The following is a 16,695-nucleotide window of genomic DNA, read 5'->3' on the forward strand; positions in this document are numbered from 1 at the left end:
AAGCGAGACCGCCATGTCCCAAATTCCACACTACTTCATCATCCTTTCCGAACACAACATCGCCGAATACCGCGCCTGCCTCGATTTACGGCCCCAAAACGTCCATCTCATCGTCACCGGCTGGATAGCCGGTAAAAACGCACACACCCGTTTCAAAAACACGCTCGAGCAAAGCGAACAATTTAACGGCAAAATCCACGAAATCGGCTTTCAAAGCGACAGCCAACTCATCGGCGAACGAACCGAAGAAATCCAAATGTGGCTCGACACCGTCTTCAAAGCCTACTGCGCCGAACACCACATTGCAAACAACGCCATACTCAACATCACAGGCGGCACAAAAATCCTGTCCCAACTGCTCGCCGCCCAAACCGGCATATGGCAGGAGCTGCACTACCAAGCCTTCCAACGCGACAGCAACCAAATCCACATAGACCGCCTCAATCCCGACAACCTGGCATTTCTGGGCGAAATCGTCCTATCCGACCGATTCTCCCTGCGCGACAGCTTGAAACTCTACGCCGACGAAATCAAAAAACACAACCCCAACCCCATTGCCAAACATCCCGACAGCCTGCCCCTTGCCCAAATGCGTTTTGCCGCCCAAAGCATGCAGCAGCCAGAAAACGGCAACCTCTTCCCCGCCGTTATGCCCGTATTGGAAAACGCATGGACACAAAAATATTCCAAAGACCAAAAAGAAATCCTGCTCGAATGGCAAGAGTTCGGGCTTGCACAACCCGACGAACTCAAACCCTTCCTTCAAAGGCTGATCAACCTGCTTGACCCGCAAGACCGCATCCGCCTGGACGAAAAAGGACTGATCCTGCCCACCAAATACAACAAAAACAGCCAAATAGCCCGACAAATTCACGACTGGAGAAAATGGATAAGCGGCGACTGGTTTGAACAACTCATTTACACATGGTTTAAAGAAAACGGCGTAAAAGACGAAGAACTGGAGACAGGTTTGCAACTGATACAAGGAGAAAGTCAGGGCAACGAAACCGACATTTTGCTGTTCCGTAAAAACCAACTGATTTTTTGCGAACTCAAATCCGATTTAAGCTCCGAAAGCAAGCTGGCAGACCCGCTAAGGCAAGTGATCGACCAAAGCCTCAACATGGGCAAAGTACGCCGCGTCCTGATTTTGTCGCCCAAAATCCAAAATGATTACCAAAAAGAAGAACGTAAAAAACCACAATGGACGGAATTCGAGCGCAACTGCGCCGCCAAAAACATCCAAATCATCATCGCCCGCGACAAAGAAGCGCTGAAAGCCCTGACAAGCTGACATCGAAGTTTCTTGACCATGGAAACGTCGTCTGAAAACGTTAAAAAACATTGTGAAATGCAAAGCAGACGGCTATAATCCGCAACACAAGTTTTCCGACGGATAGCGAAAAGTCTGTCTTTCGGCTGCTCTTTTCAGTTAAGGTTTTATTAAATAATGTCTTTGTTAGTTAAGGAAAAATACTAACTTTTCTTAACTATATAGAAGATTGAAAATAATGAAATTTTTTGACCGAGTGCAGTCGGAAGACTTGCCCCACTAATCGGGGATTAAGACGAGATGATACGAGCTGGATTGATTTCGAAATTTGTCGGAAGACTTGCCCCACTTATCGGGGATTAAGACGAACTGGTGAGCTTTACCAACTCAGTTCCTTTGGTCGGAAGACTTACCCCACTCATCGGGGATTAAGACTCACACGCCAATCGTGTATCGCCCGTCAGTACAGTCGGAAGACTTGCTCCACTTATCAGTCTTTCAAGCTTTTCAGACGACCTCAAACCAAGGTCGTCTGAAAATATCGGAAAACCTGCCCCACTAATCGGGGATTAAGACCCAGCGTCTCCCGCCAGTTTGTTAATATAGTCGGCGTCGGAAAACCTGCCCCTCTCATCGGGGATAAAAATCAAACAGCCTTGATGGTTCGTTCCATCAAGGCTGTTTTTGCGTCGGGTGTATTGTCAAGCTGCTTGGATAATGCGGTATTGCCCGTTGCCGAATACGGTTTCTTTGCCCAAGTGCAGCCATTGTCCGATATACAGCATTTGCGAGAAGGCGGGCGGAAGGCCGGTCAGCTGCCATGTGCCGATTGCGCCGCTAAGGGGCGTAATCTGCTTTTGACGGTTGGAAAAACGGCGGTGTTCGTGCCATGAAAGTCGGGGCGGGACGCCTTGTCCGCCGATTTGGGCGGACAGCTCGGCAGCGTTTGCATTGTTGCCCCAGTGCAGATGGGCAAGCGTCAGATAGCGGCGCAGGAGCTGGCGCAGGAAAACCGCCTGCGTCAGTTCGGTTTCCCGCAAAATCTTGCCTTTTTGCTGGATACGCAGAGGCGTAAGCAGCTGGATATACGCATGGGCGGGATAGCGTTCGGGCAGCCTGATATGGTTGTCGTGTAGCGCGATGGGGCTGCCGCGTTCGCTAATCGTCAGGAAACTGCCGTCCGCCTGCTGTACCGCAATGCCGCCCAATTCGCCCTTACCCGCATTGTTTGCCCCCAACCCTTTGGCAAAAGCCTGGGCAAATACCGCGGCAATCAAAGGCAGGCTGTGCCGCGCCCTGCCGAACAGCACCAAATCAAACGCATACCCCGCGCCCGCCGGAAAATGCGTGGGCGCGACCAGCGGCGTCTCGATCAGATAAGGCGGCGGCGGGCTTTGGCGCACGCTGCCGGGCAAGTCGGCACAAGGCGCCGGCTCGAAAATCTGCGCATAGGGGCAATCGGGAAGATGCGGCGTTTGGGGCGTGTCGCAGGTACACGCGGCAGCCAAAAGCGCATGCCCGAACACACCGCGCAAGGTCGAAGCCGCATAGGACGGAAGCTGCAAATCATGCGTCAGCGTGAAATGCAAACGATAGCGGGCTATGGGCAATTCCGGAGGAAGATTAAGCGGATTCATGGCAGACAGACAAGTAAAAAATGGCATGATACGGCGTTTCAGACGACCTGAAAATGTGAAATGCGGCGTATCCGCAAACTGTAAGCGCAAAGCCGCATTCAGACGGAGTGTCGGCGCATGGGCAAACGGCGAACCAAAGAAACATCAGCAGCCGACCGATATATCTGAACCCAACCCACCGAAGCCCGCCGTTTTCAGACGACCTCAAACAGCGTCCGCCAGCCGCCCCGTTGAACACAATATAGTGGATTAACTTTAAATCAGGACAAGGCGACGAAGCCGCAGACAGTACAGATAAACGTCGTACTGGTTTAAGGTTAATCCACTATAAAAAAGCAGCCCGCAAACAAAAACAGCCTTGATGCAATATCAAGGCTATTTTGCTATCGGTCATCAACAAACCCTTCAGACATTTTCAGACGACCTTGGCTTGAGGTCGTCTGAAAAGCTTGAAGTTCCAGATGAGTAGGGCAAGTCTTCCGACTAAATAATTTGGAAAAGGCGTTATCGGCGATTACATCTTAATCCCCGATTAGTGGGGCAAGTCTTCCGATCAACGGTTTATGTCTATTCGTCGGAAACACCGTTGTCTTAATCCCCGATACGTGGGGCAAGCCTTCCGATAATTGACGGCTGGACTAAGGAAAAGCCGCATATGTCTTAATCCCCGATGAGTGGGGCAAGTCTTCCGACTAAAATATGCTCAAACATGAATACATACGGACAAGTCTTAATCCCCGATGCGTGGGGCAAGTCTTCCGACTGAAACAAATGTGCCGTTCCGACGAAATGATTTTCGTCTTAATCCCCGATGAGTGGCGCAAGTCTTCCGACGTATTGGAGTGACTGCTTGCACAGTCTCTTTGTCTTAATCCCCGATTAGTGGGGCAAGTCTTCCGACGATGTTCAGCATGGATTACGAAAACCGCCGGTTCAGGTCTTAATCCCCGATTAGTGGGGCTAGTCTTCCGACCCAGCAATGACCTGTCTTACTTGGTATTGCCCAAGTCTTAATCCCCGATGGGTGGGGCAAGTCTTCCGACAGAAGATTAATCACTTAAGGATATAAAAATGGAGTCTTAATCCCCGATTAGTGGGGCAAGTCTTCCGACCTCAAGGCTCTGAGAAAAGAACACGGCCTAACGCGTCTTAATCCCCGATTAGTGGGGCAAGTCTTCCGACTGCACTCGGTCAAAAAATTTCATTATTTTCAAGTTTTTATATGGTTAAGAAAGATTAACATTTTTCCTTAACCAACAAAGACATTATTTAATAAAACCTTAACTGAAAAGAGCAGCCGAAAGACAGACTTTTCGCTATCCGTCGGAAAACTTGTGTTTCGGATTATAGCCGTCTGCTTTGCATTGGACAACGCTTTTTAACCCTTTTGCGGCTTTAGGTCGTCTGAAAAGCTAGTGCCTCGATAAAGATGAAAATCTATTCGCCGCGTAGCTTCGCCAGGATGGGTTTCAGCTCTTTGGGGTGTTTGCCGGTCAGCCAGTTTTTATACGCCTGCTCCATCTTTTTGACGGCAAACGCGACGGCGATTTCGGCTTTCTGCTCCGCGCTGAAATCGGGGCTTGCGGCGACTGGACAATTTACGCTGCTATCCCCTGCCCAATAGCAGCATAATCCATGCCCTGGGCAAACCCGCCTTGCCCGAAGGCATCATCTTGGGCGGTATGGGCAAACTGTAAGCGCGAAGCCGCCTTTCAGACGACCCCGAACTCACACAAACCCTCCGCCAACAAAAACAGCATTGATGCAATATCAAGGCTGTTTTGCTATGTAGAAACGTCGGAATATTTGTCGGATTCAAGAATCCGACCTACGTTTTCAGACGACCCAGGCTTGAGGTCGTCTGAAAAGATTGAAACCCCCGATGCGTGGAGCAAGTCTTCTGACTTTGGCTTCTATGGTTATGACCGGGTTGCCAAGGAATCTTAATCCCCGTTGAGTGGGGCAAGTCTTCCGACTAAACGCGCGGCAAACCTGATTAGCCTTATGCGTCTTAATCCCCGATTCGTGGGGCAAGTCTTCCGACTGAATCAGGCGGTCGTCTGGAAGGGGCAGGAAGTCTTAATCCCCGATTAGTGGGGCAAGTTTTCCGACTGAGTCAGATTTGGATTTTATTTCGGCAGAAGTTATGTCTTAATCCCCGATTAGTGGGGCAAGTCTTCCGACCTAAGATACTGGTACAAGGAAATCATGGCTGAAATGTCTTAATCCCCGATTAGTGGGGCAAGTCTTCCGACAAATTTCTTTGTCAACAAACATGAAAGGCATTCAGTCTTAATCCCCGATTCGTGGGGCAAGTCTTCCGACCCAACCTCACCACGGAAGGCGACTCTAATGTGAAGTCTTAATCCCCGATTCGTGGGGCAAGTCTTCCGACCCAAGAATGCAGTGTTGACGTATGCAAAACATGTGTCTTAATCCCCGATTCGTGGGGCAAGTCTTCCGACTGCACTCAGTCAAAAAATTTCATTATTTTCAATCTTCTATATAGTTAAGAAAAGTTAGCATTTTTCCTTAACCAACAAAGACATTATTTAATAAAACCTTAACTGAAAAGAGCAGCCGAAAGACAGACTTTTCGCTATCCGCCGGAAAACTTGTGTTTCGGATTATAGCCGTGCGCTTTGCATTCGACAACGATTTTTAACCGTTTTGCGGCTTTAGGTCGTCTGAAAAGCTTGGGTTTCGATAAAGCCGAAAAGCTATTCGCCGCGCAGCTTCGCCAGGATGGGTTTCAGCTCTTTGCCGCGCTTGTCGGTCAGCCATTTCGCGTATTTTGCCATCATCTTTTTGACGGCAAACGCGTCAGCAATTTCTTTTTTCTCTGCCGCGTTGAAATCGGGGCTTTCTGTGGCGGTTTGCAGGGCTGCCTTCCATTCTTGATAGAGTTTGTCGTGTGCTTGGTTGCCTATGATCTTGTTTGGTTGCTCCTCCATTCGTTCTTGCCATGTTTGGATAAACTGTTGATGCGCGGGCATGGCGGCAAGCTCGGCGGCTTTTTGTTGCGCGGCCAGGGCTTGTTGCTGCTCTTCTTGGATATGCTTGATTTTCCCAAGGGCATCGTCATCTGCAACTGTAAAATAGCCGTAGCCGGATGCGGTTTTGCTGCCTGCGCCTTGTGTCTGCAAGGCTTGAAACAGTAGGTTTTGGGCGTATGTCGCCCATGCCTGCGCGCCCGGTGCGCTTTCGATGACGAAATAGAAGCTGCCTTGTGTGGCGATTTGCTGATTGGGGATGGGGGATTCCATTTCGTCGGCTTCGGGTTGTTTGCCGTTGTAGTATTCTTGGTGGTGGGTGGTGATGATTTCTGCGGCAAAGGGAGGTGTGTTGGCGGGGATGAACCATGCGTCGTGCCAAACGAGTGCGCCTGACTTCAGGCTGCCTGAGTCGCTGTCGTCGCCGAACAATACGGTCAGGTGGGCTTTATCCAGTCCGAGGCTTTCGGCATGGCTGCGGGCGATGCCTTTGACGGAGGAGCCTGCGATGAGGGGCATGCCGTAGGTGTGGCTGGTGCTGATGCCTGTTTCCAGTGCGCCTGCGCTGTTGAGGCCTGTGTAAAGCCTGCCTGAAATGCCGGCGGCAAGTGTGGCGAAGCGGCCGGTATCGGAAGTGGCCTGCACCCAGCGCGTAAAGGCGAGTGCGTACAGGCTGTCTTTTTTGGGCGCGGGAATTTTGACGATTTTTTGAATCAGCTCTGCTTTGGCTTGTTTGTTGTCTTTGTCCCACTCGGTCAGGCCGCGCTGCATGAGCAAACCGGCGTGTGCGTCTTTTAGGTCGTCTGAAATGAGTTTTTTCAGGCTTTCCCGCATGAGTGATATGGTCATGATTGTCCCCCTTGTTCGTCTTTGGGTTTGGGCAGCAGGGCTTGGGTGTAGCGTTTGAGGCCGGAGGCGGCTTCTATGGCTTGGCGCGTGAGGAGTTGGTAATGCGGTAAGTCTGCTTCTAAGATTTTCTTGTGCAGGCTGTTTTCGTTTTCTTCCAACAATTCGGCAATGTGCGCCAGTAGGAGCAGGTGTTCTTCTTTGCCTTTGGCTTGTAAAAAGCCGATGGCTTGGGCAAGCCCGGATTGCAGGATCATGGTGGGGAAATTCAGCGCAAGCGTGCGGTATTCTTTGACTTTTTCGTTTTTCTCTTTGACTCTTTGAATCAAGCCTAATGCGCGTTGGGCGTATTTTTGCGAGCGGATGTGTGGCATGTTATTCCCCTTTTGTCAGGTCGTCTGAAAGTACGAGACGACACAGGCCGCGTCCGACTGTATGTTTGCCGCCGATTTGGATTTGGGTTTCTCCTGCGGGAATCAATGCGGAGAGTTCGTCTGCGCTTTTGGTGTTGCGGCTGTGGCGCGATTTGTCAATCGCTAAAATGCCGTACAACACGCTTTCAGCGGGCAGGTTTTCTTCCGACCAGAGCGCGCCTTCTTTGACGATGCGTGTTTCGCGGTCGATTCTGATGCGCATGCGGATTTCGGTTGCGGTATCGGCTAAGAAGGAGAATGTGCTGTCAGGCAGGATAATGAAGCGTTGGCAGAGCTGTTCGCGCCATGCTTCGCTGTTTGCCGTGTTTTCGGGGTAAACGGCGGCGGCAATGTGTTCTGCCCATTGTTTGGCTTCGGTACTGGTTTCGCTGCCGATGTCCAAATCTTCCAGCGCGATTTGGCTGCCTGAAACGCGCAATACGGTGTTGTCCGGCACGGATGCGCTATCTTTTAAAGCGGGTACTTTGGGGCTTTCCGGCAGTATCCCGCGTACATCGCGTGCATAACGTTGCAGGATAAAGGGGCAAGTGGCAAAGGCGACTGTTCCGGCAAACGAGCGGATCGGAAGCAGCAATAGATGTGCATCGCCAAAGGCGGCGGCACCGGCATGAATATTTTCTTTGTCGGCTTGGCTGTCTGCGCCAAACAGGGCTTGAATGTCGTCTTCGCTGACATGCCATTTTTCTTTGGCCTCATCACGCAATACGCCTTTGAGCGCGCTGCCGGGGACGAGCGGCAGATTGGTGGCGCGGCTGCGGGCGATGGGCAAGTCTACTGCGCCGATGCCTTGACCTGTGCCGACGTGGAGGGCGGATAAGGCATGTAGGTGGAAAATTCGGGTGTTCATTTTGGTTTCCTTGTTTTTAAATGTGAAATAGGTTGTCAGGTCGTCTGAAAATTAAATGCTCTGCCACGGGCCGATCAATCCGATGCCGAAGCCGTCGCGTCGGTCTTGTTCGCTATCGCTGAATGCCTGCCATTGGGCTTGGGTAAGTTCTGCCGGGTTGCCGCTTTGTATTTCAAACCAATACACTGCGCCTGCTGAAACGGCTTTTCGCATGGCTTTCGGTGCATGTTGCTGCAAATCCCAACCTGAAACGGGCAGCCAACGGTCTATGGCGGCGGCGCGGAGTTTGACTTGCAGGTTGGTATGCGGGAGTTTGCCTGTTAAGGTTTGGCTGTCCAACCAGCCGGGCAGCCAACCTTTTTCAAACAAGGCAGGCGTCAGCAAGGTGAGCATCAATCCGTTTGTATATGCGTATTCGGGCTGTTTGAATACGTCGTCTGAAATTTTATTCAGTCGCGACAGTCTTCCTTCGCCGCCAAAACGCACTACGCTGTTATCTTGCAAATCGGCTGCCGTGCGTATCACGAAACCATAGCGGTGGCTTTCCCAGCCCTGATGATGCTTCCGCGCAGATTCGGCAAAGTCATAGGCGGCAGTTTGGAACAAACGTCCGTCTTCGGCTGCAAGTGTTTCTCGATTTATGCCGACATGGGTACGCGTTTCAATCGGCAGCGATTGTGCGCCGCGTTTATTGATGTCTTCAAACACCAACTTCCCGCCGTTTTGCCAAGCCAGCAGATCCGCCAAATCCCAATACGTTGCGCCGCTTTGAGGCTTGCCTTTGATGGGCGATTGGATTTGTACGGACAATAAATCGGCTTGGGGAAAATCCGCTGCCGTATCGCTGCCAAAGGCTTGCGGCGCGAGACGGACGAGTTCGGTTTTATCTGTCTCTTTGTTTTTTAAATACAGGGCGTTGGCAGGTTTAGGCAATAGGATTCTCAGGTCGTCTGAAATATCCTGTTTCGCTAAAAACGCGCCCTGTACGGCAATTTGGCGTAATTCATCAACTTGTGCGTCCGACAACTTGGCTCGATTGCCTTGGGTTTTACTGTCCCAATTACAGCCGCTCTGCCCCATGATTTGCGTGCGTACCAAACCTGCTGCCGCAGAGGGTAACGGAAATTGAATATCATCGGTATCCGACTGCGCCCCAAACGGTTTGCCGCTGCGGAACACCAACGGCGCAAGTGCGTCTAAAAAATAGCTGTTCATGATTGCGCCTCCTGTCCTAAATCGTTTTGTGTTTTGGCTGCAAGCCAGCGGGCAATGATTAACTCGGTAGCGAAGATATTGAGTGCGCCGGTATGTTCACTGCCAAGCTGACGTTGCAAGGCATCCAGTCGGGCTTTCAGCTCTTTCTTCACATCGTCTTTCAATTCGCCACCCGACATATTTCGCGCCCTATCCAGCATTCGAATAAACTCGGCTTGGCGGATATTTTGGTGCAGATCGAAGGATAAATCGGCGGATTTCGGAAAATCCGTGCGCATAAAGATATCGCGGCTGTCGTAGGCAATACGGCTGCTGATTTCTTTCTTCTGATACCGGTTTTGCCATTTTTTAAATGCTGCCAAACCTGCTTCATCACTCCATTGCACACGCCAATCGCTGTCCGAGCCTGAACGCACAGACAGGGTAATCCCCAATCCATTGCGCTGTTGATCGGCAGGATAATTGTCGCCTTTTGCCACTTTTTCCGCGTGTTTCGCCAAACGGCGTACATTGCCGAGCGGCGTGCTGATGTGGCAAATCGCCAAACCGACGGACAATGTGGGCGTTTTTTCCACTTTCAAAACATCTGACACTTTTTTCAAGCTGTCTGAAAATGCTTGCCGCAACGCGTCCGCGCAATCAACCGCCTTATCCAGCGCGACAAAGCCTAATACATCGTCGCCGCCTGCATACACACATTGCGCCTGGAAATCGCGCATTTTCGCAGGTACACTTTCGGCAAATGTAGATAATGCTTCGGTAATCGCTTGATGCTCTTCAATCGTTTTCGCACGATCCAGCAACTCGCCCATGCGGTCGCCGTCTGCCAGCAACATCGCCCAGTAGCTGCATGGTTCGCCATATTTGTGCCAAATCGTTTTTAAAACATTTTTCAACTTTGATAATTTTTCTGATGCATCTGCACTGCTTTTATTGTCTGACAAAGCAGCATCCAACCGATTGCGGTACAGCAACTGCCCATCAAACGGAAAATCTGCGTAAATGCCTTGATTGCCCTTTACACGAGTCGCTAAATTCAGCGCGATTAAAGGTTCGTAAGCATCGCAAAGTTTGCTTAACTCATTTTCAGGCAAACCTTGCAGCCAAGCATCTGCGGCTACACGGGTAACGGGCGTAAACTGTTCGCTATTGCCGCCCAAACGCTTCACAATTCCTGCACAATCCAACTGCTCCGACCGGCTCAAACCCAGCTTGCGCCTTGCTACATCGGACAAGTCGGCATCGCCGTTGGCTTTTTCCAGCAATACGGTTTCACGTGCGCCATCCAGTGAGGATTTAGGCAACATAAACCGCTTGTCCCAAGCATCAGCCGCATGTGCAGGCGTAAAATCGCGTGTTGCCTTACGTGCCGCCAAAGCTGATGCGGCTCGTTGGCTTGCATCCGAATAACCTTTTTCGGTTATCCGCGCCCATGCTGCCTGGATTTCCAAATAATCATTAAGTTGCATCTGCCAGATTTCAACGCGCAAGGCCGCATTCAAATCCTGCAGCGCCTGCCGTGCTATGGTTTCAAACCGTGACTGTGCCACCGCTTTCGCCTGTTCGACCAAATCGCGCACGGCGGCATCATCAGCCGCCTCAACCTGCACTTGAATTTTGTTGCCGACTGAGAAATTATCGTCCATCCGGTCGCAAGGCTCTAAACGGTCTTTGGTCGTCTCATCCACAAACGGAAACACCATCTGCGCTCCGGCTTCAAACAAACTCTTTGCAGCAGCCTTCGCCATTTCCGACAGCAGCCAAGAACCGCTCCATAAATCCCGACTCCGCCGAGCCGAAGCAATGAATCCCTGTACAGGACCGATGGATAGGGTTAAAACGTATTGAGTCATTTCAGCTTTCCTCTTTTTTATTTCGTAAAATAATTCAAAAACGCATCAATTGGATTACCACCTCTGTTTTCACTTAACGGCTTAACCTTCTGTGCCTTGCCTTCATCCCACAGCGTTACTGAGTGTACAGTTACCTTATTTTGTTTTTTTTCTAATAACTCGGCAGAAACATTTAAAACCTTATCCAAAGGCAGGCTCAATGCGGCAGCCTGAAAGCCTCCCTTGCCATCCCAAACAGGGCGAATAATTAAAGGGCTGGCCATACGTTCCTTACGTTTAGGCTGTAACGTTGTATCTGCTGGCTCATCACCACCAACAAAATGAAAAATAATCGGCATACCGAATACACCGCGCGCAAATAAATCTCCGGCAGGATGTTCCGGTTTATGCCGATCAGAATGTGTTCGCGTTATACGGCGAATTTCATCAGGTTCCGACCAACGGCTGCGACCGGCAGGTTTCGTCGTATCAGATGAGGGATGATTGCGTCCAATACCTACACCTTGCCGAAAATCGCGTAATCGTTGGACTGCTTCTTTCCAAGCTAATAAAGCATGATTAGTACTTGTGCGCAGCACCAATTTGCAACCTGCCTTCATTACTTCATCAATACTCAAAGGCTGTTTGAAAACAGGATTAGAACTGTCCTTAACCACAAACGCACCACATCCGCGCCGGGTACGCGCACCAATCCCTCCAAAATTTACCCACCAGCGTAAAGTTTCCAAAACCTGTTCCCTATCTGTTTCGTTTGCCTTTTCACTCAAACGCCATTGCAAGGTCCAAGTCAAACCCTCTTTAATCAATAACGTTTTTTCACGTTTTTCCTCACTATCCATCGGAAACAAAACATAAGCATAAGGTTTTAAATCATTACTCTTACTCTTCGAACGTACTTTTTTATCTGAAGGTAGAGACGAATCCAAGCTGCCTTGAAAATAAGAAATCTGTTTAACATTTAATACATCAAGCACACGCAAAAACACCAAACTCGCAGCAGCTTCTTCACCGATACCTCCCCACAAACGAAATTCCGCTTCACGCAAACTTTTTTCTTTCAAATTCCATTTTTGCTGAGCTAACAGCCGCCACCAAAAGCGTAACTGACCACGAATCGCTGTAGCACGAATGGGCATCAAGACATCAGGCATGGCTGCCTGAACACCACCGCCATAAATAGGCGTAACAAGCTCACAGTAAATTTCCTGCCAAGCCTCCTTGCTTCCAGGCAGTTTTTCCATCGGCTCAAAATCGGGTATTAGTAAAGCCATTTTCTTATCCTTTGTTATTTAACCAGCAAGTTACTTTATAACGAAACTAATCAAATTTTGCATTATACACAAATTTGTTTAGCATTCATAACTCATAAAAATGAGACTTGAGAACAAAATTACTATAACTGATAATAGACTTCTAATAGTAATAGGCGATATTAGTAAATCGCAGATTTAGTTAAGACTAAACGTTACGTTAATAGAATCCGATCAAAACCTGATTTTAAAGTGACACACAGCCACATCACGAAAACAACTGGATTATGCCATTAAAAATTAAGAACTTTTTATCTATTACTGATGCTGAGAGAATCGATTCAGCTTTAAATCAACTGCCTTGGGCTGGATCGAGCATAGATTGGGATAAGATTAAAGGCGAGAAGCTGCGTATTTCCTTATTTGGGGAAATAACGACAGCATCTATTCATTATAATACTTTTAAAAGATTTAAAGCTTGCCAAGGGAAGAACGTGGTAATTTACTACTCTCCATCACATCAACCTTGGATACTGGATACGGATGATTTTATCTATAATTGGTTAAGTATCTTTGAAGAATTACTTGATTTTCCTAAATTTATAGTATTTTGTTATGAAAAAATTTGGCAGCCTGGATATTTAGAAAATTCAATAGAATGCGAACCTATGGGTGAATTAATTGGTTTAATCTGAAAAAGAACCCTAACACGCGTAATATCTGAATTTGCGCAGAAGGCACGGATTTTTGCTTACGATTTTTTATGTCATTCATTGCAATCAGTTTTTCAAAAAAGCCGAAATTCTTTAATGGCTGCATGAAAACAGCCAGAGACCTTTGCAAAATTCCCCAAAATCCCCTAAATTCCCATCAAGACATTTAGGGGATTTCTTATGAGCACCTTCTTCCAACAAACCGCACAAGCCATGATCGCCAAACACATCGACCGCTTCCCATTATTGAAGTTGGATCAGGTGATTGATTGGCAGCCGATCGAACAATACCTGAACCGTCAAAGAACCCGTTATCTCCGAGACCACCGCGGCCGTCCCGCCTATCCCCTGTTGTCCATGTTCAAAGCCGTCCTGCTCGGACAATGGCACAGCCTCTCCGATCCCGAACTCGAACACAGCCTCATCACCCGCATCGACTTCAACCTGTTTTGCCGTTTTGACGAACTGAACATCCCCGATTACAGCACCTTATGCCGCTACCGCAACTGGCTGGCGCAAGATGACACCCTGTCCGAATTGCTCAAACTGATTAACTGCCAACTGGCCGAAAAAAACCTAAAAGTAGAGAAAGCATCCGCCGCCGTCGTTGACGCCACCATTATTCAGACCGCCGGCAGCAAACAGCGTCAGGCCATAGAAGTCGATGAAGAAGGACAAGTCAGCGGCCAAACCACACCGAGTAAAGACAAAGATGCCCGCTGGACAAAGAAAAACGGCCTCTACAAACTCGGTTACAAACAACATACCCGTACCGATGAGGAAGGCTATATCGAGAAACTGCACATCACCCCCGCCAATGTCCATGAGTGCAACCATCTGTCCCCTTTGTTGGAAGGTATTGCCGAAGGCACGACCGTCTATGCCGACAAAGGCTACGACAGTAAGGAAAACCGGCAACATCTGAAAGAGCATCAGTTGTTAGACGGCATTATGCGCAAAGCCTGCCGCAACCGTCCGCTGACGGAAGCGCAAACCAAACGTAACCGATATTTGTCGAAGACCCGTTATGTGGTCGAACAAAGCTTCGGTACGCTGCACCGTAAATTCCGCTACGCCCGGGCAGCCTATTTTGGTCTGCTCAAAGTGAGTGCGCAAAGCCATCTGAAGGCGATGTGTTTGAACCTGTTGAAAGCGGCTAACAGGCTAAGTGTGCCTGTTGCCGCCTAAAAGGCGGCCCGGATGCCTGATTATGGGGTATCCGGGGAGGATTAAGGGGGCATTTGGGTAGAATCAGTGGATATTTGAAACGAAAACAGCCGAAAACCTGTGTTTGGGGTTTCGGCTGTCGGGGGAGGAAGGAATTTTGCAAAGATCTCTATATCATTGAATCAAAACGAATACTGCGGGTAACGAAAACAGTATCAACAATGAAACGATTGACCACGAACCTAGGTATTCCTCCGGACATTAGGGGAGATAGATGCCGGTCGTCGGTATACATCATCACTGCTTTATTAGGTTTCACTTTTCACTGAGTGAAAGAACCAGGTTCTTGCAATCATCTTTCAGCCAAGCAAAGCTGTCTGCCTCAATCCCCCTTTTGATTGCGGACTTGGTCTCGGCAATCTGCCCATTGCCCGTCGGTATGACTTTCTGCATCGGTGCGGATATGCTGTGAGCAAGCCTTAAAGTGCCTTTAACCCGGCATGCATCACAGTAGTTGCCGGTAGTGACTGCTGTACGGATTCCATTTGCACTAATACGCTGATCTGATTTTGTCAGCCGCCGATAAACCAGGTCCGGATAACGCTAGCGATACCTACATCGGCGCACAGGATATCGGAACCTTGTCCGCTCAATCGGTGCTTGATTAGGCTCAACAGATGGGGAAGTGTGCCTGACCAAGTTCTCCGGTTAGTGAGTTTTGCCAAGGACTCAGGTAGAAACCATTTCAAAAATATCAATCCATTGATATTTAATATTATTTCTACTTTATATTAAAAACCATGCGGCACTCAGCATTAACAGAACCTAGTTCCATTACATGAATACACTTGTGACCATCGTACTTTTTATAGTGATAACCAGCTACGCCAATCCAAAGTAACCTGTTATTCACTCAGTGAACAAGGGCTTTTCTACGTTTCAAACCGCCATATGGTCTGCCAATATTCATCCATTCTTTGAGAATGGGCTGAAAAAAATTTTAGGGCTTTTTGCTGCTAATATAGCAGGTACCGACATAGGCAATGGATGCGCACCTGACACTGTTGCTTATCCTAACGGTAAATCACCCGCCACGACGCAGTGTGGAACACAATCTGCCGTGGGCAATGAATTAACTAAGCTGCTTAAAGGCGAACTTTAAATTTGGAGAAAAAATGCAAACAGAAAGACGACTCAGGTTACCTGATGTCCGCCACATGGTTGGCTACGGCACTACGACCACTTACTGCAAGTCCTAATTATTCATATGGAGGATTGAATATGCTGAACCAAATCCAGTTGAAACGTTACGCCGAATTATCAGGCTATACAGAAAAGGCTTTAAGGGACAAAATCAGCACCGGTGTTTGGGTAGAGGGACTCCACTACTACCGTGCGCCCGACCGCCACATCTTAATCAACGTAAAAGAGGTAGAAAATGGCAACGAAACGAATACCAACCGGTGTAGTTATCCGCGATCGCAGTATCAAAATATGGTCCATGTATCGGGGTAAACGATGTTGGGAAAGCCTGCCGCTCAAGCCCACCACCGCTAACATCCGGCACGCTACTAAACTCCGGGAAGAAGTATGCACCCGAATCGCCATCGGCGTATTCGACTACGCCGAATTCTTCCCCGATTCCAAACGGGCTGAAGAAACGGAGCGCAGCCCCTCCTTCCGTGAGATGGCCGAAGCCTGGCTAGCCACCGTTAACCAGCTATCCCACTCCACACTATCCCGCTATCGCGGCATGCTCAACAGCCACGTCCTGCCTAAAATTGGCGACATGCCGATAGACCGTATCCAGTACAGTACCCTAGCAGGGCTGCTGGCTACCTTAGACTGTAGCGAAAAAACTCGCAATAACGTCGCCACCGTTATTCGGCAGCCGTTTGTTCTTGTGCTCCGCGACGGTAGGATAAAAGACAACCCCGCCCAGCATCTAGCCAACGCCAAAGTGCAGAAAGAGCCGCCCGACCCGTTCACACTCGAAGAGGCCGAATCCATCCTAGACTACCTGAAAAACAAACCTGTGTTTCACAATTACTTCAAACTGGCCTTTTTCAGCGGTATGCGTACCAGCGAGCTCATCGCCCTCACTTGGCAGGACATCGACTTCCAGAAGCAGTGCGTGCGCGTAAACAAAGCATCCGTGGCTGGCAAGCTGAAAAGTACTAAAACCCACAGCTACCGAGACATCGAACTCAATAGCCGCGCCTTGGAAGCCTTACGCAGGCAATGGCAAAGAACAGGAGGACTAGCAAGCGGATACGTTTTCATCAATCCAAAAACCGGCTGCCCGTTTGAGAACGACAAAGTACCTTGGAGACCGTGGCAGCACGCCATAAAAATAGCGGGGGTAAGGTACAGGAAACCCTACAACACCCGCCATACATTTGCCACACTCAACCTCATGGCCGGAGCCAACCCCATGTGGGTAGCCCGGCAGATGGGACACAGCACC

At 49.2% G+C, this 16,695-nt stretch carries 13 protein-coding genes and 1 pseudogene; 7 read left to right on the top strand and 7 right to left on the bottom strand.

What is annotated here, in order from left to right; all coding sequences use genetic code 11:
- Positions 1 to 13: 13 nt before the first annotated feature.
- Positions 14 to 1,294, top strand: a complete 1,281-nt coding sequence (locus tag MON40_RS07345) for a PDDEXK family nuclease (RefSeq protein WP_049225897.1) — start codon at positions 14 to 16, stop codon at positions 1,292 to 1,294.
- Between the two features lie 680 nt (positions 1,295 to 1,974).
- Here MON40_RS07345 and cas6 read toward each other — a convergent pair.
- Positions 1,975 to 2,910: a CRISPR system precrRNA processing endoribonuclease RAMP protein Cas6 gene (gene cas6, locus MON40_RS07350; protein WP_003778855.1), complete on the bottom strand. Its 936-nt coding sequence runs from the start codon at positions 2,908 to 2,910 to the stop codon at positions 1,975 to 1,977.
- Here cas6 and MON40_RS07355 point away from each other — a divergent pair.
- Both MON40_RS07355 and MON40_RS13555 read left to right on the top strand, forming a co-directional pair.
- Positions 2,909 to 3,163, top strand: coding sequence for a hypothetical protein (locus MON40_RS07355; RefSeq protein WP_147611975.1), 255 nt, complete (start codon positions 2,909 to 2,911; stop codon positions 3,161 to 3,163). The genes cas6 and MON40_RS07355 overlap by 2 nt on opposite strands.
- A 1,382-nt stretch (positions 3,164 to 4,545) precedes the next feature.
- Positions 4,546 to 4,857 (top strand): hypothetical protein, encoded by a 312-nt coding sequence (locus tag MON40_RS13555; RefSeq protein WP_423227270.1) that lies wholly within the window; start codon positions 4,546 to 4,548, stop codon positions 4,855 to 4,857.
- 773 nt (positions 4,858 to 5,630) lie between these two features.
- Here MON40_RS13555 and cmr6 read toward each other — a convergent pair.
- Genes cmr6 through cmr1 form a run of 6 tightly spaced genes read right to left on the bottom strand, consistent with a single transcriptional unit; the run spans position 5,631 to position 12,369 of the window.
- A complete protein-coding gene (gene cmr6, locus MON40_RS07360) occupies positions 5,631 to 6,752 on the bottom strand; it encodes a type III-B CRISPR module RAMP protein Cmr6 (RefSeq protein WP_003778858.1) in 1,122 nt (373 codons plus the stop codon).
- Positions 6,749 to 7,123, bottom strand: a complete 375-nt coding sequence (gene cmr5, locus MON40_RS07365) for a type III-B CRISPR module-associated protein Cmr5 (protein WP_003778859.1) — start codon at positions 7,121 to 7,123, stop codon at positions 6,749 to 6,751. Before cmr5 ends, cmr6 begins: the two co-directional genes overlap by 4 nt.
- A 1-nt stretch (position 7,124) precedes the next feature.
- Entirely contained in the window at positions 7,125 to 8,030 is a 906-nt protein-coding gene (gene cmr4 / locus MON40_RS07370; protein ID WP_003778861.1) for a type III-B CRISPR module RAMP protein Cmr4, read from the bottom strand.
- Between the two features lie 51 nt (positions 8,031 to 8,081).
- On the bottom strand, positions 8,082 to 9,245 hold the full coding sequence (locus MON40_RS07375) for a type III-B CRISPR module-associated protein Cmr3 (protein ID WP_003778863.1): 1,164 nt from the start codon (positions 9,243 to 9,245) through the stop codon (positions 8,082 to 8,084).
- On the bottom strand, positions 9,242 to 11,098 hold the full coding sequence (gene cas10, locus MON40_RS07380; RefSeq protein WP_003778865.1) for a type III-B CRISPR-associated protein Cas10/Cmr2: 1,857 nt from the start codon (positions 11,096 to 11,098) through the stop codon (positions 9,242 to 9,244). The genes MON40_RS07375 and cas10 overlap by 4 nt, the downstream gene beginning before the upstream one ends.
- A 17-nt stretch (positions 11,099 to 11,115) precedes the next feature.
- Entirely contained in the window at positions 11,116 to 12,369 is a 1,254-nt protein-coding gene (gene cmr1 / locus MON40_RS07385; RefSeq protein WP_003778867.1) for a type III-B CRISPR module RAMP protein Cmr1, read from the bottom strand.
- Between the two features lie 266 nt (positions 12,370 to 12,635).
- On the opposite strand from cmr1, the gene MON40_RS07390 reads away from it, so the two are divergent.
- The 4 genes and pseudogenes from MON40_RS07390 to MON40_RS13560 form a co-directional block, all read left to right on the top strand.
- Positions 12,636 to 13,043 (top strand): hypothetical protein, encoded by a 408-nt coding sequence (locus tag MON40_RS07390; protein ID WP_242925841.1) that lies wholly within the window; start codon positions 12,636 to 12,638, stop codon positions 13,041 to 13,043.
- Between the two features lie 198 nt (positions 13,044 to 13,241).
- Positions 13,242 to 14,249: an IS5 family transposase gene (locus MON40_RS07395; RefSeq protein WP_242925842.1), complete on the top strand. Its 1,008-nt coding sequence runs from the start codon at positions 13,242 to 13,244 to the stop codon at positions 14,247 to 14,249.
- 1,260 nt (positions 14,250 to 15,509) lie between these two features.
- A complete protein-coding gene (locus tag MON40_RS07400) occupies positions 15,510 to 15,743 on the top strand; it encodes a hypothetical protein (RefSeq protein ID WP_003778871.1) in 234 nt (77 codons plus the stop codon).
- Positions 15,730 to 16,662, top strand: a pseudogene (locus tag MON40_RS13560) (Arm DNA-binding domain-containing protein); the annotation flags it as partial. The gene MON40_RS07400 and the pseudogene MON40_RS13560, both read left to right, overlap by 14 nt.
- Positions 16,663 to 16,695 lie beyond the last annotated feature (33 nt).

The organism is Neisseria macacae ATCC 33926 (assembly GCF_022749495.1).
Taxonomy (GTDB): Bacteria; Pseudomonadota; Gammaproteobacteria; order Burkholderiales; family Neisseriaceae; genus Neisseria; species Neisseria macacae.

Coding starts and splice junctions, on each gene's coding strand:
- MON40_RS07345 (WP_049225897.1), top strand. CDS start 14: ATGTCCCAAATTCCACACTACTTCATCATCCTTTCCGAACACAACATC.
- MON40_RS07355 (WP_147611975.1), top strand. CDS start 2,909: ATGGCAGACAGACAAGTAAAAAATGGCATGATACGGCGTTTCAGACGA.
- cas6 (WP_003778855.1), bottom strand. CDS start 2,910: ATGAATCCGCTTAATCTTCCTCCGGAATTGCCCATAGCCCGCTATCGT.
- MON40_RS13555 (WP_423227270.1), top strand. CDS start 4,546: ATGCCCTGGGCAAACCCGCCTTGCCCGAAGGCATCATCTTGGGCGGTA.
- cmr6 (WP_003778858.1), bottom strand. CDS start 6,752: ATGACCATATCACTCATGCGGGAAAGCCTGAAAAAACTCATTTCAGAC.
- cmr5 (WP_003778859.1), bottom strand. CDS start 7,123: ATGCCACACATCCGCTCGCAAAAATACGCCCAACGCGCATTAGGCTTG.
- cmr4 (WP_003778861.1), bottom strand. CDS start 8,030: ATGAACACCCGAATTTTCCACCTACATGCCTTATCCGCCCTCCACGTC.
- MON40_RS07375 (WP_003778863.1), bottom strand. CDS start 9,245: ATGAACAGCTATTTTTTAGACGCACTTGCGCCGTTGGTGTTCCGCAGC.
- cas10 (WP_003778865.1), bottom strand. CDS start 11,098: ATGACTCAATACGTTTTAACCCTATCCATCGGTCCTGTACAGGGATTC.
- cmr1 (WP_003778867.1), bottom strand. CDS start 12,369: ATGGCTTTACTAATACCCGATTTTGAGCCGATGGAAAAACTGCCTGGA.
- MON40_RS07390 (WP_242925841.1), top strand. CDS start 12,636: ATGCCATTAAAAATTAAGAACTTTTTATCTATTACTGATGCTGAGAGA.
- MON40_RS07395 (WP_242925842.1), top strand. CDS start 13,242: ATGAGCACCTTCTTCCAACAAACCGCACAAGCCATGATCGCCAAACAC.
- MON40_RS07400 (WP_003778871.1), top strand. CDS start 15,510: ATGCTGAACCAAATCCAGTTGAAACGTTACGCCGAATTATCAGGCTAT.